At 71.5% G+C, this 18,661-nt stretch carries 18 protein-coding genes; 6 read left to right on the forward strand and 12 right to left on the reverse strand.

Annotated elements, in window-relative coordinates; genetic code table 11:
- Nucleotides 1-148 precede the first annotated feature (148 nt).
- The 3 genes from AB0M30_RS37285 (at nucleotide 149) to AB0M30_RS37295 (ending at nucleotide 3,646) form a co-directional block, all read left to right on the forward strand.
- Nucleotides 149-1,195 (forward strand): hypothetical protein, encoded by a 1,047-nt coding sequence (locus AB0M30_RS37285; RefSeq protein WP_364594113.1) that lies wholly within the window; start codon nucleotides 149-151, stop codon nucleotides 1,193-1,195.
- A gap of 60 nt (nucleotides 1,196-1,255) precedes the next feature.
- The gene (locus tag AB0M30_RS37290) at nucleotides 1,256-2,596 is read left to right on the forward strand and encodes an AarF/ABC1/UbiB kinase family protein (RefSeq protein ID WP_364594116.1); all 1,341 of its coding nucleotides are present in this window, start codon (nucleotides 1,256-1,258) and stop codon (nucleotides 2,594-2,596) included.
- Between the two features lie 162 nt (nucleotides 2,597-2,758).
- Complete coding sequence (locus AB0M30_RS37295) at nucleotides 2,759-3,646, forward strand: hypothetical protein (protein WP_364594169.1); 888 nt, start codon at nucleotides 2,759-2,761, stop codon at nucleotides 3,644-3,646.
- A 32-nt stretch (nucleotides 3,647-3,678) separates the two neighbouring features.
- On the opposite strand, the gene AB0M30_RS37300 is transcribed toward AB0M30_RS37295, so the two are convergent.
- The 6 genes from AB0M30_RS37300 to AB0M30_RS37325 form a co-directional block, all read right to left on the reverse strand.
- Nucleotides 3,679-3,864 (reverse strand): hypothetical protein, encoded by a 186-nt coding sequence (locus AB0M30_RS37300; protein ID WP_364594119.1) that lies wholly within the window; start codon nucleotides 3,862-3,864, stop codon nucleotides 3,679-3,681.
- Entirely contained in the window at nucleotides 3,861-4,727 is an 867-nt protein-coding gene (locus AB0M30_RS37305; protein ID WP_364594121.1) for a methyltransferase, read from the reverse strand. The genes AB0M30_RS37300 and AB0M30_RS37305 overlap by 4 nt, the downstream gene beginning before the upstream one ends.
- 609 nt (nucleotides 4,728-5,336) lie before the next feature.
- Nucleotides 5,337-5,591 carry a hypothetical protein gene (locus AB0M30_RS37310; RefSeq protein WP_364594124.1) on the reverse strand — a complete coding sequence of 85 codons (255 nt, stop codon included), beginning with the start codon at nucleotides 5,589-5,591 and terminating at the stop codon, nucleotides 5,337-5,339.
- Nucleotides 5,588-5,944: a WhiB family transcriptional regulator gene (locus tag AB0M30_RS37315; RefSeq protein WP_364594127.1), complete on the reverse strand. Its 357-nt coding sequence runs from the start codon at nucleotides 5,942-5,944 to the stop codon at nucleotides 5,588-5,590. Before AB0M30_RS37315 ends, AB0M30_RS37310 begins: the two co-directional genes overlap by 4 nt.
- Before the next feature lie 150 nt (nucleotides 5,945-6,094).
- Nucleotides 6,095-6,352 (reverse strand): hypothetical protein, encoded by a 258-nt coding sequence (locus AB0M30_RS37320; protein ID WP_360176683.1) that lies wholly within the window; start codon nucleotides 6,350-6,352, stop codon nucleotides 6,095-6,097.
- A 221-nt stretch (nucleotides 6,353-6,573) separates the two neighbouring features.
- A complete protein-coding gene (locus tag AB0M30_RS37325) occupies nucleotides 6,574-8,658 on the reverse strand; it encodes an ATP-dependent DNA helicase UvrD2 (RefSeq protein WP_364594130.1) in 2,085 nt (694 codons plus the stop codon).
- Nucleotides 8,659-8,723: 65 nt separating this feature from the next.
- Here AB0M30_RS37325 and AB0M30_RS37330 point away from each other — a divergent pair, with 65 nt between their 5' ends.
- A complete protein-coding gene (locus AB0M30_RS37330; protein WP_364594133.1) occupies nucleotides 8,724-9,452 on the forward strand; it encodes a DUF4191 domain-containing protein in 729 nt (242 codons plus the stop codon).
- Nucleotides 9,453-9,512: 60 nt separating this feature from the next.
- Here the strand turns inward: AB0M30_RS37330 and AB0M30_RS37335 are convergent, their stop codons facing one another.
- The gene (locus tag AB0M30_RS37335) at nucleotides 9,513-9,902 is read right to left on the reverse strand and encodes an RDD family protein (RefSeq protein WP_364594172.1); all 390 of its coding nucleotides are present in this window, start codon (nucleotides 9,900-9,902) and stop codon (nucleotides 9,513-9,515) included.
- A gap of 269 nt (nucleotides 9,903-10,171) precedes the next feature.
- On the opposite strand from AB0M30_RS37335, the gene glnA reads away from it, so the two are divergent.
- Nucleotides 10,172-11,596 carry a type I glutamate--ammonia ligase gene (gene glnA, locus AB0M30_RS37340; protein WP_360176692.1) on the forward strand — a complete coding sequence of 475 codons (1,425 nt, stop codon included), beginning with the start codon at nucleotides 10,172-10,174 and terminating at the stop codon, nucleotides 11,594-11,596.
- A 121-nt stretch (nucleotides 11,597-11,717) separates the two neighbouring features.
- On the opposite strand, the gene AB0M30_RS37345 is transcribed toward glnA, so the two are convergent.
- From AB0M30_RS37345 to AB0M30_RS37365, 5 genes are all read right to left on the reverse strand, one after another.
- Nucleotides 11,718-12,143, reverse strand: coding sequence for an acyl-CoA thioesterase (locus tag AB0M30_RS37345; protein WP_364594137.1), 426 nt, complete (start codon nucleotides 12,141-12,143; stop codon nucleotides 11,718-11,720).
- Nucleotides 12,144-12,157: 14 nt separating this feature from the next.
- Nucleotides 12,158-15,133, reverse strand: coding sequence for a bifunctional [glutamine synthetase] adenylyltransferase/[glutamine synthetase]-adenylyl-L-tyrosine phosphorylase (locus AB0M30_RS37350; RefSeq protein ID WP_364594140.1), 2,976 nt, complete (start codon nucleotides 15,131-15,133; stop codon nucleotides 12,158-12,160).
- A gap of 29 nt (nucleotides 15,134-15,162) precedes the next feature.
- Nucleotides 15,163-16,296, reverse strand: coding sequence for an inorganic phosphate transporter (locus tag AB0M30_RS37355; RefSeq protein WP_364594143.1), 1,134 nt, complete (start codon nucleotides 16,294-16,296; stop codon nucleotides 15,163-15,165).
- A 94-nt stretch (nucleotides 16,297-16,390) separates the two neighbouring features.
- Nucleotides 16,391-17,137 carry a type 1 glutamine amidotransferase gene (locus tag AB0M30_RS37360; RefSeq protein ID WP_364594146.1) on the reverse strand — a complete coding sequence of 249 codons (747 nt, stop codon included), beginning with the start codon at nucleotides 17,135-17,137 and terminating at the stop codon, nucleotides 16,391-16,393.
- A gap of 15 nt (nucleotides 17,138-17,152) precedes the next feature.
- The gene (locus AB0M30_RS37365) at nucleotides 17,153-17,620 is read right to left on the reverse strand and encodes a rhodanese-like domain-containing protein (RefSeq protein WP_364594149.1); all 468 of its coding nucleotides are present in this window, start codon (nucleotides 17,618-17,620) and stop codon (nucleotides 17,153-17,155) included.
- 111 nt (nucleotides 17,621-17,731) lie between these two features.
- On the opposite strand from AB0M30_RS37365, the gene AB0M30_RS37370 reads away from it, so the two are divergent.
- Entirely contained in the window at nucleotides 17,732-18,184 is a 453-nt protein-coding gene (locus AB0M30_RS37370) for an Lrp/AsnC family transcriptional regulator (protein ID WP_364594152.1), read from the forward strand.
- The last annotated feature ends 477 nt before the right edge of the window (nucleotides 18,185-18,661 follow it).

The following is an 18,661-nucleotide window of genomic DNA, read 5'->3' on the forward strand; positions in this document are numbered from 1 at the left end:
CGACAACGGTAAGGCCAGGCACCGACAACTCCGAGCGCCTTGAGGTCACAGACCTGAGTTGTCCACAGGGGGTTCCACTTGTGGACAACTCGGCCGTTCCGGCTCCTTCCGAGGCCTCGCGGTCGCCGCCGGGTGCGATCCTGCGGACATGATCCTCGACACCGCGGACATGCCACCGGTCCTCCTGCCGGCCCACCCTGCCCTGCTCCCGGGCCTCACCGTGCTCGAACGCGGTCCCCGGGAGATCCAGATCGGCCTCGACCCGCGCCACGGCGTGATCGTCGAAAACCTCTCCCCGTACCTCGTCGCGAAGCTGCGCGCTCTCGACGGCAGCAAGCCCGTCGAGCGGCTTCTGCTCGCCGAGAGCGAACACCGCGACCAGCTGCGGACACTGCTGCGGCAGCTGACCGCGCTCGGCCTGGTCACCGACGCCGGCCGGCCCGAGAGCCCGGGCTTTCGCGGCGAGCCCGGCCTCTGGTCGCTGCGGGCCCGGCACCACCAGCCGGCCATGGCCGACCGGCGCCGCGCGGCGGCGGTCTCGGTGCACGGCGACGGCCGGGTGGCGGTGGCGGCCGCCGTGCTGCTGGCCAACGCCGGCATCGGGCACGTCGAGCCACGGGTGTCCGGCACGGTGACCGAGCACGACCTCGGCTCCGGCTTCACCGCCGCGGACCTGGGCCGATCCCGGCGGGAGGCCCTCGCCGACCTGCTCCGCCGGGTCGATCCCGAGGTCCGGGTCACCCGCCTGCACGACCGGTACCCGGACTTGGCGCTGCTCACCGACGCCGTCGTGCCGGCTCCCGAGCTCGTCGCCGAGCTGATGGGCGACGGCGTGCCCCACCTGGCGGCGCGCGTCCGCGACGGCACGGGCATCGTCGGGCCCCTGGTCGTGCCGGGCCGCAGTTCGTGCCTGCGCTGCGCCGACCTGCACCGCACGGACCTCGACCCGTGCTGGCCGCGCGTCGCCGGGCAGCTCGCCGGCCGGCACCAGCGGCCCGACCTCGGCGCGGTCCAGTCCTGCGCGTCGCTGGCCGTCGCCCAGGCGATGCGGCTGCTTTCCCCGAGCGCGCCGGCCCCGCCGGCGTGGAACGCGACCCTCGAGATCGACGCCTTCGACGGCCGCATCCGCCACCGGGGCTGGCCGCCGCACCCACGGTGCCGGTGCGGCGCCCAGGAGGTGATCCTGGAGACGTAGCCCACGAAGACGTCGCTCGCAGGCTGCGCGCCGCCGTCGCCGCAGGGCAGAATCGCCGTTGTGACCGACTTCCGCGACCCAGCCGATCGTGACACCGCGATGCCGCGCAAGGGTGCCGCCCGTACCGCCAAGCTCGCCAGTCTCCCGCTCGGCATCGCCGGCCGGGCGGTCGGCGGCTGGGGCAAGAGGCTCGCGGGCCAGAGCGCGGAACAGGTGAACGCGACGCTGTCGGCGAAGGCCGCCGAGCAGCTGTTCGAGGTGCTCGGCACGCTCAAGGGCGGGGCGATGAAGTTCGGCCAGGCGCTGAGCGTGTTCGAGGCGGCGGTGCCGGACGACATGGCGAAGCCGTACCGCGAAGCGCTGACGAAGCTGCAGGCCGCCGCACCGCCGATGTCGGTCCGGCAGACCCACCGGGTGCTCGCCGAGCAGCTAGGCCGCACCTGGGCCAGCCGGTTCGCCTCGTTCGACGACGAACCGGCGGCGGCCGCGAGCATCGGTCAGGTGCACCGGGCGGTCTGGCACGACGGCCGCGCGGTCGCGGTCAAGGTGCAGTACCCGGGCGCCGACGAGGCCCTCCGCAGCGACCTGCGGCAGCTGCAGCGGTTCAGCAGGCTGTTCCAGGCGTTCGTGCCGGGCACCGAGGTCAAGCCGCTGCTGGCCGAGCTCGCGGAGCGGATGAACGAGGAGCTCGACTACCAGGCCGAGGCCCAGCACCAGCGCGCCTTCGCGAAGGCGTTCGACGGCGATCCCGGCATCCTGGTGCCGCGGGTGGTGGCCAGCGCGCCGAAGGTCGTCGTGACGGAGTGGGTGAGCGGCACACCGTTGTCGAAGGTGATCGCGGACGGCGACCGCGAGACGCGGAACCTCGCGGGCCGGCTGCTGGCGGAGTTCCACTACTCGTCGCCGGAGCGCGTCCACCTGCTGCACTCCGACCCGCACCCGGGCAACTTCATGATCACCGAGGACGACAGGCTGGTCGTCATCGACTTCGGCGGCGTCGCGCGGCTGCCCGAAGGCATCCCCCGCCACCTGGGCGAGATGACGCGGCTGGCGCTCGACGGCGAGTCCGCCGATCTGATGCGCCTGCTGCGGGAGAACCGGTTCATCCGGCCGGACAGCGACCTCACCGCGGACGAGGTGCTCTCCTACCTCGCGCCGTTCACCGAGCCGCTGGCGGCGCCGACGTTCCACTTCACCCGCCGCTGGATGCAGAAGCAGGCCGGGCGGGTGGGCGACAGCCGCGGCAACGACTTCCGCGTCGGACGCTCGCTCAACCTGCCGCCCGAGTACCTGATGATCCACCGGGTGACGGCGGGGTCGACGGGCATCCTCTGTCAGCTCGACGCGGAAATCCCGGCCCGCGGCATCGTGGAGCGCTGGCAGCCGGGGTTCGCCGCCTGAGTTGTCCACAGGCGGGGCCTCGAACGGAGGGATTCCGCCGAGTTGTCCACAGCTGGGGTGGACGGGGTTCCACCCGGTTGGCCGAGCCGCCATGCTCGGAACATGGCTGCTACTCAATGCACTGACCCGCTCGCCCTCAGTGAACCCGGCGGCTGCGAGGTGATGAACCTCGAACAGCTGCGCCGGGAAGGGGTGTCGGACCGAAGAACCCGGCGGCTCTGCGGCCCGGGAGGGCCGTGGCGCCGCCTGCACCCCGGTGTCGTCCTGCTGCGCAACACCGCCCCGACGCGGCAGCACCTGCTGCACGCCGCGCTGGTGCGCTACGGGCCCGGGGTGGTGATCACCGGGGCCGACGCCCTGCAGGCCCACGGCGTGAAGTGCCCGGTGGAGGGCGAGATCCACCTGCTGGTGCCCGGCCACTGCCGGGTGGTGGCCTGCGAAGGCGTCCGCCTGACGCGCACGGCCCGGTTACCGGACCCGGTCCAGGTCGACGGCCTTCCGTTCGCCCCGCCGGCGAGGGCGACGCTGGACATGGCGCGGTCCGCATCCGACCCGGCCCGTGTCCGGCACCTGCTGACGTTGCCGCTCTACTGGGGCCTGTGTGAGCGGCCGGAGCTACTGGCGGACCTCGAGTCGGGCCCCCAGCGCGGCACGGCGGTGGTCCGCAAGGTGCTGCGGGAGCTCGACGAGGGGCCGATCCAGGCGCACGGCCTGGCCGCCCGCGTCCTGGACCTGGTGCCCCTCCCGCCGCCGAGCTGGGACCAGATGATCTGCGACCGCCGCGGCCGCCGCATCGGTGCGGCGGACGCCTGGTGGGACGAGTTCGGCCTGGCCTGGCAGTACCGCTGCACCCCGGGCCCGGGAGGCGGCTTCAGTCACCTGGCGCTGGCGGCGACGGGCATCGTCCTGGTCCGTTGCACGGCCAGGCAGCTGCGCCAGGTCCCGCGAGAGGTGGCGCAGGAGCTGGCCAGGGCCTTCGGCGAAGCGTCCCGCACGCCTCGCCCCAAGGTCCGCGCGGTTCCGCAGACGCTCATCGGAGACGCGGCCTGATGACCGCCATCACGCTCAGGAGGGCGAAGTGATCACCAGTACTCGTCGGGGAGCTTGCCTTCGATGTCCCGCACGTGCTGCCGCGCGCAGTCCGGGCACAGCCACCGCAGCGCTCCCCGCTCGCGGGTGGAAACCCAGGCGAGCGCCGTAGCCGGATCGTCGCCGGCGGCGCGAGTCCGGCCGCAGCGCGTGCACACGACCGGTTCCGGCGCGGTCACCGCAGCCGTCCACAGTGGATCGCCTTGGCGCCGAGCAGGTACAGGTCGTCCCGCCGGCCGAGGAAGTCCGGGCTCCGCGGGTCGGTCAAGGTGGCGGCCGCGGCCCGGTCATTAGCGTCGAGCCACTCACCGGCCGATTCCGCGAGCCACCCGACGCGGTGCACCACGTACTCACGAAGGAGGTCCGAGCCCGGCAGCGGGTGGTCGATGAGCGCACCGAACGACTCGACGTCCTCGAGGCCGGCTTCGCGAAGCGCGCGCGGCCAGCCGTAGGGCAGGGCGACGCTGCCCGGAATCCCGGCGCGCATCCGCTCGAACCACGAGGCCCGGGCGGCGAGCAGCCGATGCTCCAGCCCGGGGCGCCCGACACCCAGTTCCCACGGGAGGCACCGCATCTCGAGCCCGCCCTCGGAGATGGCCAGCACCCCGCCCGGCCGCAGCAGGCCGGCAAGGGCGCGCAGCGCGGCCTGCTGATCGCCGACGTGGTGCACGACGCCGGACGCCCACACGAGGTCGGCGGCGGGCACGGCCAGCGCGGGATCGGTGAGGTCCCCGAGCAGGCTGACGACCTCGACGGACTCGCCGGCCACCTCGGCAACGGCCTGTTCGGCCTCGACGAGCAGCGCCGGCGTGGCATCGAAGAGCACAACGGTGCCCCCACCGCGCCGGCCGAGTTCGCGCGCGAACAGCACGCTCATCCCCCCGGCCCCACACCCGACATCGACCACGGTCGGCCGCTCCCCCACCGACCCGACGAGCCGCCGGGCAACGGGGGCGAGCGCCTCGGCATCGAGCGAGTCGGCCATGCGCAGCTGGGCCAGCCGATCCGCCCAGTCGATGTCGCCGTGGGTGTGTCCGGACATCACCCCATTCAACACCAGTGGCCCAGCCCCCGAGCGCCCCGAAAGGAGGCCACCCGAAGGAGGCACCGAGAACCCCGAACGCCAACGGCAACGGCAACGGCGAGCCGCAACCGCGCACGGCCGCGGCCTAATCCGCCCGCGCACACCCAGCGGCAGCAGCCCCACCGCGCACCAGCACGACACGACCGCGCTCGGCGAGCGCGACCACGCACGCCAGCAGCACCGACCGACCGCGCACCGCCACAGCGCAACCGCACCTCAGCGACACGCCCCGAACACCAACGGCAACGGCGGGCCGCAACCGCGCACGGCGGCGACACAGTCGGCCCGCGCACACGCAGTGGCACCCACCCGACCGCACACCGCCACAACACAACCGCCCTCCGCAGCGGCAACCGCGCACACCCAGCGGCACCAACCCGACCGCACACCGCCACAACACAACCGCCCTCCGCAGCGGCAACCGCGCGCGCCCAGCGGGACCAACCCCATCGCGCAGCGCAGCAGCACAACCGCGCCCAGCGAGCGCGACCACGCCACCGGACCGCGCGCCAAATCCCCCAAGCGCAAAGCCCCCACCGCCCGCGGACGGGCGGCAGGGGCCTGCGCTCAGTTCTGGTCCTGGTACCGCTCCGCCCGGCGAGCGGCCCAGCGGGCTACTCGCGACCATCGGCGGGCGGCACGCGCGCCACCTCGGGCCCGCTGGGCGCGGACCCCCTCCTCCAGGTCCCGTATTCGGGCTCTGGACAGTTCTTCGTAAAGCAACATCTCGCTGATCTCCTCGATCTCGGTCTTCGTCAGCTGCAGCTCTTCGCTGCGGGGGTGGGCTTCGTAATCCCTCGTGGTGACCGGTTCGACGCTCATGCGGCAGCGCTCCGGTGGTCGCCGCCGGCCTTGGCGGCGACGGGCTCGACAGCTGCGTTCTTGCGCGGGCGGCCTCGGGGCCGCTTGCGCGCGATCACCGCGCCGCGCTCGAAGATCTCGCCGCCCCAGACGCCCCACGGCTCGCGACGGGCCAGGGCGCCGGCCAGGCAGGCCTCACGGACCGGGCAGCCGGCGCACTGGGCCTTCGCACGCTCGAGCTCGGCCGGGGACTCCGCGAACCACAGGTCCGCGTCGCCCGAACGGCAGGGCAGCGCTACGTCGGGGACGGTGATCGGGTCGAGCAGGTCGGCGAATATTGCCTCACCGGAGGTGTAGGCGACGGCCGAAGACATGGTGGTTCCTCCTTGTGTCGTACGGGATTTCGAGTGGGTGCTGGAGCTGGGCAACGCTGTTCCTCTTGGGTTGTGCAGCCAAAAAGCACGAAGGCCGCGGATCCGGTATCCCGGTTCCGCGGCCTTCGTGAGCCTCGTGTCCTGACTAGGTCAGGAACTTCGCTCCCGTATCGACAACGGAACACGGAACTGCTTGATGGTCGGCAGATCAGCCTGCGGGTACGCGGCGAGAACGCCCTGCGTCCCGAAGACGACGACACCGGTGGCCCAACGACGCGAGACGCGCCGCATGCCACGGATCCCGTGAGCGCTCACGGACACACCGGTGCCCGGGCGCTGAGCAGCCGCAACTTCCGCGGCGCAGGACAGACGGGTGCCCGGGTTCGTGAGCGTCAGGTTGATGGTCATTTCACCGGCACCTCCTTCTGTACTCTGCACACGTGGCCGCTGAGCGGCACGTCTTGAGTTGACACTGCTCGTAGATCCCCAGTCGAGCCCTTCGGGCTCGGTACTGGCAGGTTATTGCTCCGCACCACACCGAGGCAACTCAATTAACGGGAAAATCCTCGAAGATACGAAGATCGCCCCTGAGCAGCGGGTTCGCCGCGTCGATCATGGTCCGGACGCGGTCAAGACCCCGTCGACGCCCGGACGACGCCGAGGATCTCCGCACCGAAGCGTTCGAGCTTCGTCGCGCCGATGCCGGAGATCGACACCAGCGCCGCTTCGTCGGTCGGGCGCTGCTCGGCGATGGCCATCAGCGTGGCGTCCGTGAACACGACGAACGTCGGCACCTTGAGCTCGCGCGCCCGGTCAGTGCGCCACGTCTTCAGCCGCTCCAGCAGGCCCTCATCCACTGTGGACGGGCACCGCCCGCAGCGGCCCAGCTTGACGTCGATGGTCTCCAGCAGCGGCCCGCCGCAGACGCGGCAGCGCGTCTTGACCGGCGTCGCCGGCTTCTGCTGGGACCGCGCGACCCTGGCGGCCGGGTGGTCCTCCGGGACCAGGCCGTAGAGGAACCGGCTGCGCCGCCGGTTGCGCCGGCCGCCCGGCGTGCGGGCCAGCGCCCAGGACAGCCACAGGTGCTCGCGGGCCCGGGTGACGCCGACGTAGAACAGCCGCCGCTCCTCCTCGATCGCCGCTTCGTCGTCGCCGGCGTGGAGGATCGGCATCGTGCCCTCGGCGAGCCCGACGAGGAACACCGCGTCCCATTCCAGGCCCTTCGCCGCGTGCAGCGACGCCAGCGTGACGCCCTCGACCGTCGGCGGGTGCTGGGCCGCGGCGCGCTGGTCGAGCTCGGCGCAGAAGCGCGGCAGGTCCGCGTCCGCGACCGTCGCGGCGAGCTCTTCGGCCAGTTCGACGATCGCCAGGAGCGCGTCCCAGCGTTCCTTCGCCGCGCCACCGGCGGGCGGGGACTCGGTCAGGCCGACCCGGGCGAGCACCGAACGCACCGTCGTGACCAGGTCGGAGCTGCCGTCACCGCTCGCCATCCGCAGCGCGGACATCGCCTGCCGGACCTCCGTCCGGTTGAAGAACCGCTCGCCGCCGCGGACCAGGTACGGGACGCCGGCCTCGGCCAGCGCCGACTCGTAGGCCTCGGACTGGGCGTTCACCCGGTAGAGGATCGCGATCTCGCTCGCCGGGACGCCGCCGTCGAGCAGCTCGCGCACCCGGCGGGCGACGGCCCCGGCCTCGACCGCCTCGTCGTCGAACTCGGCGAAGCGCGGCTCCGGCCCCGGCGGCCGCTGGCCGATCAGCTTCAGCCGCGAGCCCGCCGGCCGTCCGCGCGCCGCGCCGATCACCCGGTTGGCCAGCGCGACGACCTCGGGCGTCGACCGGTAGTCGCGCTCGAGGCGGACGACGGTGGCGTCCGGGTAGCGCCGGGTGAACTCCAGCAGCGGCCGCGGTGACGCGCCGCCGAAGGAGTAGATGGTCTGGTTGGCGTCGCCGACGACGGTCAGGTCGTCGCGGCCGCCGAGCCACGCGTCGAGCAGGCGCTGCTGCAGCGGGGTGACGTCCTGGTACTCGTCGACGACGAAGCAGCGGTAGCGCTCCCGGAATTCCTCGGCGACGGCGCCGTGCTCCTCGAGCACCGCGGTCGTGTGCAGCAGGAGGTCGTCGAAGTCGAGCACCTGCGCGGCGTTCTTCAGCTCCTCGTACGTCCGGTACACCTCGGCGACCTGCGCCGCCGGGGCCGGGATGTCGCGCTGGGCGCGCGCGGTGACGGCCGGGTAGTCGTCCGGGCTGATCAGCGACGCCTTCGCCCACTCGATCTCGCTCGCCAGGTCGCGCAGGACCTCGACCTCGGTCCCGACCTTGGCCCGGTTCGCGGCCTGGCCGACGTACCGCAGCTTGTTCTCCAGCAGGTCCCACGGCCGGTCGCCGACCACGCGCGGCCAGAAGTACCGCAGCTGGCGGCGGGCGGCGGCGTGGAACGTCAGCGCCTGCGCCGCTTCGACGCCGAGGCCGCGCAGCCGCGTCCGCATCTCCCCCGCGGCCCGCGTCGTGAACGTGACGGCGAGGACCTGACCGGCGGAAACGTGCCCGGACCGGACGAGGTGGGCGATCCGGTGGGTGATCGTGCGGGTCTTGCCCGTGCCGGCGCCGGCGAGCACGCAGACCGGCCCCCGGGGGGCACTGGCGGCGGCGCGCTGCTCGGGGTCGAGACCCTCGAGCAGACGGTTGATGCTCTTGGTGGAAAGTACGCCGGTCACGTCCGGCATCCTCGCAGAGGGGGACGGGGAAACGGGGCAGGGGCACGCGGCCGTATCCTGGTCATATGGCGGGTAAGCAGGACAAGGAAGCGGCCAAGCAGGCCAAGAAGGAGAAGCGCGCGGCGAGCAAGGCACGCCGTGGCCAGCTCTTCGAGGCCTTCAAGATGCAGCGCAAGGAAGACCCCTGGCTCATCCCGTGGATGGCCGGGGCGATCGTCGTCGTCGCCGGTTTGGCGTTCGGGATCGGGTTCTTCTTCGGCGCGCAGTGGGTGCTGCTGCCGCTCGGCCTGGTGCTCGGCGCCCTGCTCGCCATGATCATCTTCGGCCGGCGCGTCCAGAAGACGGTGTACTCGAAGGCCGACGGCCAGCCCGGCGCCGCGGCGTGGGCGCTGGAAAACCTTCGCGGCAAGTGGAAGGTGACGCCGACCGTCGCGGCGACGACCCAGCTCGACGCCGTGCACCGCGTGCTCGGTGGCCCGGGCGTGGTGCTGGTCGCCGAAGGGGCGCCGCACCGCGTGAAGACCCTGCTCGCCCAGGAGAAGAAGCGCGTCTCCCGCCTGATCGGCGACACCCCGATCTACGACGTGACGATCGGCCACGAAGACGGCCAGCTTCCGCTGAAGAAGCTCCAGGGTTACCTGATGAAGCTGCCTCGCAACTTGAAGCCGGCCCAGGTCGACGCGCTCGAGGCGAAGCTGGCGGCGCTCGGCAACCGCGGCGCGGCGCTCCCCAAGGGCCCCATGCCGGCCGGCGCGAAGATGCGCAACGTCCAGCGGACGATCCGCCGCCGCTGACCCGCTCATGCAGAACGGCCCCCGTCCGGATTCGGACGGGGGCCGTTCTCGTGAAGTGCCTCAGCGCATCCGGATGACGACGGTGCCGGTCAGCCGGTCGAGCCAGCTGCGGCCGTCGGCGTTGCGGACCGCCGCCGGGATGATCACGAACGTCAGCGCGGCCCGGACCAGCGCGCGCACCGGGCCGACCAGCGCGGCGCCGTCGAGGCGGGCGACGCGGATGCCGACGACGGCCATCCCGGGGGTGAAGCCGAAGAACCCGGCCGAGATGACCGAGATGACCGCCCACACGCCGCCGGACCAGAGGTTGAACTGCTGCATCGCGGCCGGGTCACGCAGGCTGGGGTGCAGGAAGATGGCCGTGACCAGGGCCGCGACGACGAGGTCGACGATCAGCCCGAGCAGCCGCGCGCCCCCGCTCGCCGCCGAGCCGACGCCCGATTCGGGCAAACCGAACTTCTCGCCCGGCCACCGCGAGCCGTGCTGATCAGTGTCCTGACCGCCGTCGCCGGTGCCGGGCAGCCATTCACCGGTCCATCTCGCCACCCGTCTAGGGTATGCCGGTGGCGTGGAACACATCCGACCTGGTCGGATACCCGATATCGACCACCCGTTAACACCGGCGAAACATACGGGTGACGGTCGGGCAACACCGCACTTTTAGCGTGAGCCGAAGAGAGCACTGCCGTACGAGCTCGAACGAGAAGGAGTCACCGAGGGTGCCCACTACTCCAGACGACATCCAGCGCCTCATCGCTGACGAGGACGTCGAGGTCATCGACGTCCAGTTCTGCGACCTGCCCGGCGTGATGCAGCACTTCACGGTCCCCGCGAAGGCCTTCACCGATGAGGCCTACGAAGAGGGTCTCGCGTTCGACGGCTCCTCGGTGCGCGGCTTCCAGTCCATCCACGAGTCCGACATGCTGCTGCTGCCGGACGCGGCGACCGCGCGGATCGACCCGTTCCGCAAGGCGAAGACGCTCGCCCTCAACTTCTTCGTGCACGACCCGTTCACGCGTGAGGCGTACAGCCGCGACCCGCGCAACATCGCGCGCAAGGCCGAGCAGTACATCGCGGAGTACGGCGTCGCCGACAACGTCTACTTCGGTCCCGAAGCCGAGTTCTACATCTTCGACTCGATCCGCTTCGACTCCGCGGAGCACGCCTCCTTCCACGAGATCGACTCCGTCGAGGGCTGGTGGAACACGGGCGCCGACGAGGTCGGCGGCAACCAGGGCTACAAGACGAAGTTCAAGGGCGGCTACTTCCCGGTCCCGCCGGTCGACCACTTCGCCGACCTGCGCGACGACATCGTCCGCAACCTGCAGGGCTCCGGTTTCGAGATCGAGCGCGCGCACCACGAGGTGGGCACCGCCGGCCAGACCGAGATCAACTACAAGTTCAACACGCTGCTGCACGCCGCGGACGACCTGCAGCTGTTCAAGTACATCGTGAAGAACACGGTGTTCGCCGCGGGCAAGACGGCGACGTTCATGCCGAAGCCCCTCGCCGGCGACAACGGCTCGGGCATGCACTGCCACCAGTCGCTGTGGAAGGACGGCCAGCCGCTGTTCCACGACGAGTCGGGCTACGCCGGCCTGTCGGACACCGCGCGCCACTACATCGGCGGCCTGCTCAAGCACGCCCCGAGCCTGCTGGCCTTCACGAACCCGACGGTGAACTCCTACCACCGCCTGGTCCCGGGCTTCGAGGCGCCGGTTTCGCTGGTCTACTCGCAGCGCAACCGCTCGGCCTGCGTGCGCATCCCGATCACGGGCAACAACCCGAAGGCGAAGCGCGCCGAGTTCCGCTGCCCGGACTCGTCGGGCAACCCGTACCTGGCCTTCTCGGCGATGATGATGGCCGGCCTCGACGGCATCCGGAACAAGATCGAGCCGCCGGAGCCGATCGACAAGGACCTCTACGAGCTCCCGCCCGAGGAGGCCAAGGACGTCAAGCTGGTCCCGGGCGACCTGGGCACGGTCCTGGACACGCTCGAGGCGGACCACGACTACCTCCTCGAGGGCGGCGTGTTCACCCCGGACGTGATCGAGACGTGGATCTCGTACAAGCGCGAGAACGAGATCGACCCGCTGCGCCTGCGCCCGCACCCGTACGAGTTCTCCCTGTACTACGACGTGTGATCGGCGCGGGGCTTTGACCAGGGGTTTCACTGGTCAAGGCCCGGCCAGGCCGTGTTGACGGCCCACCAGACACGGGACGGCGGTCGCGGGGAACACCCCGACCGCCGTCCCGTTCCTTATGTCACTCCGATGGCGACAGCAGCTTCAAGTCCGCACCCGCCGCCTCGAAGCGGCCCCGCGGGTCCTCGACCAGCTTGCGGCGCTCCAGGTCCATCAACCCCAGCGTGCAGGTGATCTCCGCGGCCAGCGTGCCGTCCAGCTTGATGATGTTCGAATTCATCCTGAACGTCTTGCCGCTGCCGAACTTGGCCTCGCACGTCACGTCGACCTCGTCGCCCGCGCGCAGCTCGCGGCGGAACACCACGTGCGTCTCCAGCAGCACCGCCGCCACGCCCGGCAGCCCCTTCAGGGCGCCGGACTCTTCGAGGAGCTCCAAGCGGGAGACCTCGCCATACGAGTGGTACACGGCGTGGTTGAGGTGGCCCAGGGTGTCCAGCTCGTAGTGCCGGACCTTGATCCGGGTCCGGAACGGCTCGCGATCGGTCACCGGCCCACTGTAGGTCAGGCCTCGTAGAACAGGTGCTCCACCACCGCGTGCGCCCGCCGGGTGATGCGGCGATACGTGTCGAGGAACTCGCCCGGGTCGTCGCCCGCCGACTGGCCGAGGACGCGGGCCACCGCGGTCAGGTCGCGGCCCGAGCCCGGCACCTGGTCGACCGCCTTGCCGCGCACCAGCATCCCCGCGTTGCGCACCCGGGTCGCCAGCAGCCACGCCTCGGCCAGCGAGTCCGCTTCCGGCCGCTCGGCCAGGCCCGCTTCCGGCAGCACCGCCAGCGCGTCGAGCGTCGACGTCGTCCGGAGCCCGGGAACCACGTGCGCGTGCTGGAGCTGCAGCAGCTGCACCGTCCACTCGACGTCGGCGAGGCCGCCGCGGCCGAGCTTCGTGTGCAGGGTCGCGTCGGCGCCGCGTGGCATCCGCTCCGTCTCGACGCGGGCTTTGATGCGGCGAATTTCCCGCGCCTGCGTGCCGTCCAGGCCGTTCTCCGGGTAGCGGATCGGGTCGATCATCGCGATGAACCGCTCGCCGAGGTCGTCGTCGCCGGCGACGAACCGGGCCCGCAGCAGGGCCTGCGCCTCCCACACCTCGCCCCACCGCGCGTAGTAGGCGCGGTACGACTCCAGCGTCCGGACCAGCGGCCCGCTCCGGCCCTCCGGCCGCAGATCGGCGTCGACCTCCAGGGCTGGGTCCGAACTCGGCGCGCCCAGCATCTTCCGGACGGTTTCCGCGACCGACGAAGCGAACTTGACGGCGTCGGCGTCCGAAACCCCTTCGGACGGCTCGCAGACGAAGAGCACGTCCGCGTCGGAGCCGTAGCCGAGTTCGGCGCCGCCGAGCCGGCCCATCCCGATGACGGCGATGCGCGCCGGCGTCCGGCCGAGTTCGGCCTGCCGCTGGCGAAACGCCGCGGCCAGCGCGCCCTGCAGCACGGCCACCCAGACGCTCGAAAGCGCTTCGCAGACCGCGGGCACGTCGAGCAGCCCGAGCAGATCCGCGCAGGCGATGCGCAGGAGTTCGTGCCGCCGCAGCGAACGCGCGGCGGCGACGGCGGCGTTCAACCCCGGCTGACGCCGGACGGTGGCCCGCAGCGACGTCGCCACGTCGGCGGGCGTGCGGCCCAGCAGCCGCGCCGGGTCGCCGAGCAGCTGCAGCACCTCCGGCGCGCGGACCAGCAGGTCGGGCACCAGCCGCGACGTGCCCAGCAGGAAGGCCAGGTTCTCCACGACCGTGCCCTCGTCGCGCAGCACCCGCAGGTACCACGGGGTGTCTTCGAGCGCCTCGGACACCTTCCGGTACGACAGCAGGCCGCCGTCGGGATCGGGCGTGTCGGCGAAGAGGTCGAGCAGCACCGGCAGCAGCGCCTGCTGGATCGCGGCGCGCCGCGAGACGCCCGCGGTGAGGGCCTTGATGTGCTGGAGCGCGCCGTCGGGCGCGGTGTAGCCGAGCGCGGCCAGGCGGCTGGCGGCTTGCTTGGTCGTCAGGCGCAGCGCCTCGGCCGGCACGTTCGCGACGGACTGCAGCAGCGGCCGGTAGAAGATCTTTTCGTGCAGGCGTCGGATTCCCTTGCCGTGCCGCCGGAACTCCGCGAGCAGCGACTCGCCCTGGCTCTTGCCGCCGGCCGCCTTGATCCCGCTCGCCCTGGCGATGATGCGCAGCTCGGCGGTGTCCGACGAGGCGGGGAACAGGTGCGTGCGGCGCATCCGCCGCAGCTGCAGCCGGTGCTCGATCATCCGCAGGAACTCGTACGACGCGCCCAGCTCGGCGGCGTCCTGACGACCGACGTAGCCGCCTTCGCCGAGGGCGGCGAGCGCGTCCATAGTGGACGGTGAGCGCAGGTCCGCGTCGACCCGGCCGTGCACGAGCTGCAGCAGCTGCACCGCGAATTCGACGTCACGCAAGCCGCCGCGGCCCAGCTTCAGCTCGCGTTCGGCGTGCTCGGACGGCACGTGGCCCTCGACCCGGCGGCGCATCTGCTGCACCTCACCGACGAAGTTGTCCCGGTCGGCCGCCGACCACACCAGTGGCGCCACCATCTCGGCGTACTGGCGGCCGAGCTCGGCGTCGCCCGCCACCGGACGCGCCTTGAGCAGCGCCTGGAACTCCCAGGTCTTGGCCCACTTCTGGTAGTAGCCGTGGTGGCCGTCCAGGGTGCGGACGAGCGCGCCGGCCTTGCCCTCGGGGCGCAGCGCCGCGTCGACCTCGAAGCACGCTTTGTCGACAACGCGCATCATCGTGCTCGCCAGCCGTGTCGCGAGGCCGAGGTCGCCCTCCCCGACGAAGATGACGTCGACGTCGCTGACGTAGTTGAGCTCCCGGCCGCCGCACTTGCCCATCGCGATGATCGCCAAGGTGCCCTCGGCGGAGGCGCCGGCTTCGGCCTCGGCGACGAGCAGCCCGGCGGCGAGCGCGGCTTCGGCGAGCTCGGTCAGCTGCGCCGCGACCTCGGCGTAGCTCGGGTGCTCGAGCCCGGCCTCGACGACGTGCCCGAGGTCGGCGGCGGCGATGCCGAGCAGCTGGCTGCGGTAGGCGACCTTGAGGGCGTGTTCGGCTTTGCGCCCGGTGAGCATCGAACCGTCCGCGGCCAGCAGCGCGGTGCGCAAGGTCTCGCGGTAGCAGGCGGAGTCGGTGCACTTGTCCCCGGTGAGCGAGCGCCACTGGTCCGGGTTGGCGGCGAGGAAGTCGGCGAGCGCGCTCGACGTCCCGAGCACGCTGAGGAAGCGGCCGCGGAACGTCCGGTGGGTGCGGAGCAGCTGTTCGAGCTCGGACCACTCGGCGGCGTCGGCCTCGCGGATCCGGTCCAGGCCGCGCAGCGCGAGGTCGGGGTCGGCGGTGCGGGACAACGCGGCGAGCACGTCGGCGGCCGGCTCGGCCGGGCCGGCGTCGGCCCACCAGCCGGCCGCGCGCAACTGACCCTCGGCACGGGCATCGGTGAAGCCGTACCTCGCCGCCGAAGCGGTCGTCCGCGCGCGGTCTGCCATCACCGACCACCGTAGCCGGGGAACCCGGCTCAGGCGGCGAGCCGGCCCGGCTCGGTTCCGGCGGGTGTCGGCTCGGGCACCTGGAAGCTGTGCGCGGTGACGGGGTGGCGTCGCGAGAGGAGGTAGATGCCGAGACCCACGCCAATCCCGACGACACCGACGGCGATCGTGCCCGCGCTGCCCAGCGACGCGACCTTGCCGGAAATCGCGCCGACGATCGCGGCCGCGGGCAGGGTGAACAGCCACGCGACGACCATCCGGCCGGCCATCCGCCAGCGCACCGGCGCGTCGCGGCGGCCGACGCCGGAGCCGATGATGCCGCCGGAGCAGACGTGCGTCGTCGACAGCGGGAAGCCCAGCCGCGACGAGACCAGGATGACCAGCGCCGAGCTCGTCTGCGCGGCGAAGCCCTGCGGGCCTTCGATGTCGGTCAGGCCCTTGCCCAGGGTGTGGGTGATGCGCCAGCCACCGAGGTAGGTGCCGAGGGCGAGTGCACACGCGGCGCTGATGATCACCCAGACGGGTGGCGACGCGCCCGCCGGGAGGCTGCCGGCGGTGACGAGCGTGAGCGTGATGACGCCCATCGTCTTCTGCGCATCGTTGGTGCCGTGCGCGAGCGAGACCAGGGAGGCCGAGACGATCTGGCCGACCTTGAACCCGCGCGTGGCCGGCCGGCCCCGCACCAGGAAGCGGTAGACCAGGTAGGTGGCGCCCATCGCGACGAGGCCGGCGATGACCGGGCTGGCCGCGGCGGGGACGAGGACCTTCTCGACGATCTTTCCGAAGTGGACCGAGTCGGCGCCCGCGGAGATCCAGGTGGCGCCGATCAGGCCGCCGAACAACGCGTGCGACGAACTCGACGGGAGGCCGACGAACCACGTCACGAGGTTCCAGACGATGGCGCCGATCAGGCCGCCGAAGACGATCGCCGGGCCGATCTTCGTGTCGTCCACCAGGCCGCTGGAGATCGTCTTGGCGACCTCCACCGACAGGAACGCGCCGACCAGGTTCAACACCGCGGAGATCGCGACGGCCACGCGAGGCTTGATGGCCCCGGTGGCGATCGACGTCGCCATCGAGTTCGCGGTGTCGTGGAACCCGTTCGTGAAATCAAAAATGAGGGCCGTGACGACGACGACCACGACCAGCAACGAGGGTTGCACCCCGACCTCCGCACCCTTGTGGGGACTTCTCCCGCAAGGTACCTGACGGGTACGCCTGGCGTTAACACGACGTTGCTGGTTGTGACCTCTGTCGTTAAGCCAGCGGTAACGTGCGGTTCCCCGCCACTGCGGGCGCGAGTTCACCGGCGGCGAGTTTGACGAACCTGTGCGCGAAGGGGCGCCAGGTTTCGTCGATGTCGGCGTGCACGGTGACCAGCGCTTCGTGCTCGAGCGAACCGGGCCGGGCGAATTCGGCTTCTTCGGGGCATTCCGCGGCCCAGCTCTCGACGACCTCGGGCGTCGTCTCGATGTGGAACTGGACACCGTAGACACAACGCCCGAGCCGGTAGGCCTGGTGCGCGTAGCGCGGCGAGGATGCGAGCAGTTCGGCGCCGGGCGGGAGCCGGGTGATGGCGTCGGTGTGGAACTGGAGGACGTCCTGCACGAGCGGCAGGTCGGCGAACAGCGGGTCGGTCCACGCCGCGTCCTTCTTGCTGACGAGGTGCGGACCGACCTCCGGCCCATCGGGAGCGACCTCGACGCGGCCACCGGTCGCGACGGCCAGCAGCTGGGCGCCGAGGCAGATCCCGAGGGTGGGCAGGTTCTTCGCCGCCGCCTTGGACAGCAGCCGCCGGACGTCGGTGAGCCACGGGTGCTTGGCGTCGTCTTCCGCGGCCATGCCGCCGCCGAGGCAGACGACGGCCTGGTAGCCGTCGAGCTCGGGGAGGTTCTGCTCCGGCAGCAGACGGACGTCGAGTTCCGCGCCGGCCTCGGTCAGCCAGTCGCCGAGGGGGCCCAGCGGGTCCGACGTGTCCGGCTGGATGATCAGGATTCGGGTCACGCTGTCCAGGGTAGGTCAGCAGGCGCAGCGAATTCCTCCGGCTTGGTGGCCTTCGACTATGTCGGTTTCGAAGTTGTCGCCTTCGACTTTGTCGCCTTCGACCGGGTAGCCGGCGGCGATCCAGCCGGTGATGCCGCCGGAGAGCCGTTTGACCTTGAAGCCGAGCTCGGCGAGCTTGAGCGCGCCCTTCGTGGCGGCGTTGCAGACGGTGCTTTCGCAGTAGCAGACGTACACGAGGTCCCGGTCGAGGTGTTTCGTGTTTTCCGCCGTCAGGTCCCGGTAGGGCAGGTTGATCGCGCCGGGGATGCGGGCGCGCGCGAAGGCTTCCGGCGCCCGCGTCTCGACGATGCGGTAGCCATCGGTGCGTCCGGCTTCGAGGTCCTGGACGAGATCGTCGGGATCGACCTCGAAGCCGAGTTCGGCTCCGAAGTACTCGACGGCGGCTTCCGGTGCCGCGGCGGGGAAGGCGAGCGTGCGTGTCATGAGGTAAATCCTGCTGGTGTTGCGACCTTCGAGACAGGGCAGAATCGGCGTCGAAGCCCTTGCCGGCCGGGGATTTCCCCGTTCTGGCCCTGCGAACCCGGGAGAGTTGCGGTGGACCACCTCGACGACGTCGACTGGCGCCTGCTGGAGCTCCTGCAGGCCGACGGCCGCCTGAGTTTCACGGAGCTCGGACGCCGGGTATCGCTGTCCGGCTCGGCGGTGACGGAGCGCGTCCGCCGGCTCGAGGAGCGCAGAGTGATCACGGGCTACGCGGCGAGCATCGACACGACGAAGCTGGGGCTGCCGATCGAGGCATTGGTCCGGGCCCGGGTCCGGAGTCTGGACACACCCCGGTTCCGGACGGCGGTGCTGCCGTTGCCGCAGGTCGTGGCGGCGGACCACGTGACGGGTGAGGAGTGCTGGATCCTGCGGGTGCTGTGCCGGGATACGGCGGAGCTGGAGGAGCTGGTCGAGAAGGTGCAGCGCTACGGGGAGACGACGACATCACTGGTGTTGTCATCGCCGTTGAGGAGGCGGCCGCCGGCTCGGCCGGGGGTGAGGTGAGGCATCACGCGTGATCCGGGCGGCTTCATGCGTGACTGGAGGGGCATCACGTGTGATTGGGGAGGCATCACTCGTGATTGGGGAGACGACACGGTGCGGGCCGGGTCGCGGCTGGTGTGCTCCGGGGCGGGATTCGCGTGACTGGGGCCGGATCTCGTGCGATTCGAGCCGGAGCTGGCGGACCTGGGTGGTCGGCCAGCGTGCCTGGACGGTCGGCTCGCGTACCCAGGAAGTCGGCTGGCGTGCCTGGAGGGTCGGCTTGCGTGATTGGGGAGTCGACTCGCGTGTCTGGAGGGTCGGTTCGCGTGCCCAGGGGGTCGGCTTGTGTGTCTGGAGGGTCGGGTGGGGGTTTTGGGCATGCGGAAAGGCCCCGGGAGAACCTTTTCGGGTTCTCGACCGGGGCCTTTCGCAAATTAAGTTCGGCGGTGTCCTACTCTCCCACAACCCTTCGGTTGCAGTACCATCGGCGCTGTCAGG

This window comes from Amycolatopsis sp. NPDC051716, assembly GCF_040681595.1.
In the GTDB taxonomy this organism is placed as follows: domain Bacteria; phylum Actinomycetota; class Actinomycetes; order Mycobacteriales; family Pseudonocardiaceae; genus Amycolatopsis.

Bases quoted from the DNA above. Each gene is read 5' to 3' on its own strand.
- AB0M30_RS37285 (WP_364594113.1), top strand. From the start codon at position 149: ATGATCCTCGACACCGCGGACATGCCACCGGTCCTCCTGCCGGCCCAC.
- AB0M30_RS37295 (WP_364594169.1), top strand. From the start codon at position 2,759: ATGAACCTCGAACAGCTGCGCCGGGAAGGGGTGTCGGACCGAAGAACC.
- AB0M30_RS37305 (WP_364594121.1), bottom strand. From the start codon at position 4,727: ATGTCCGGACACACCCACGGCGACATCGACTGGGCGGATCGGCTGGCC.
- AB0M30_RS37310 (WP_364594124.1), bottom strand. From the start codon at position 5,591: ATGAGCGTCGAACCGGTCACCACGAGGGATTACGAAGCCCACCCCCGC.
- AB0M30_RS37315 (WP_364594127.1), bottom strand. From the start codon at position 5,944: ATGTCTTCGGCCGTCGCCTACACCTCCGGTGAGGCAATATTCGCCGAC.
- AB0M30_RS37320 (WP_360176683.1), bottom strand. From the start codon at position 6,352: ATGACCATCAACCTGACGCTCACGAACCCGGGCACCCGTCTGTCCTGC.
- AB0M30_RS37330 (WP_364594133.1), top strand. From the start codon at position 8,724: ATGGCGGGTAAGCAGGACAAGGAAGCGGCCAAGCAGGCCAAGAAGGAG.
- AB0M30_RS37350 (WP_364594140.1), bottom strand. From the start codon at position 15,133: ATGGCAGACCGCGCGCGGACGACCGCTTCGGCGGCGAGGTACGGCTTC.
- AB0M30_RS37365 (WP_364594149.1), bottom strand. From the start codon at position 17,620: ATGACACGCACGCTCGCCTTCCCCGCCGCGGCACCGGAAGCCGCCGTC.